Source organism: Mesorhizobium sp. M2A.F.Ca.ET.039.01.1.1, assembly GCF_003998035.1.
Lineage (GTDB): Bacteria > Pseudomonadota > Alphaproteobacteria > Rhizobiales > Rhizobiaceae > Mesorhizobium.
Window position 1 is genome coordinate 1 of sequence record NZ_RZRY01001468.1, and the last position, 542, is coordinate 542.

A 542-nucleotide genomic window follows, 5' to 3' on the forward strand; every position below is an offset into this window, starting at 1 on the left:
GCGTTGGTGTAGCGCAGCGTCGCCCATTCGCCGAAGCGGGCGACGTCCATGCCCCAGACGTCGAAGCCCGGATCGCCATGCACCATCCAGTTGGAGAGCGCCAGGCCGACGCCGCCGCCCTGGCTGAAGCCGGCCATGACGGCGCAGGCGCACCAGAAATTGGTCAGGCCCTGCACCGGGCCGACCAGCGGGTTGCCGTCGAGCGCGAAGGTGAAGGGTCCGTTGATGATCTGCTTGATGCCGGTCTTCTGGAAAGCGGGGAAATGGCGGAAGCCGACTTCCAGCGACGGCGCGATGCGGTCGATGTCCGGCTCCAGCAGCTCATGGCCGAAATTCCACGGCGTCTCGAATTCGGACCAGACCTTGTTGGCCTTCTCATAGGTGCCCATGAGCATGCCGCCGCGCTCCTGGCGCAGGTAGAGCTCGCCGTCGAAATCGACCGCGTGGATGATCTCGGTGCCGGTCTTCTTGTTCCAGTCGGCGACCTCCGGCATGTCCTCGGTGATCAGGTACATATGCTCCATCGCCAGCACCGGCAGTTC

The 542-nt window shown here is 64.8% G+C and carries 1 protein-coding gene; it reads right to left on the reverse strand.

Annotated features, from left to right (window positions below; all coding sequences use genetic code 11):
* On the reverse strand, positions 1–542 hold a 542-nt coding region (locus EOA24_RS40485; protein ID WP_133375096.1), incomplete at both ends, for an FAD-binding oxidoreductase.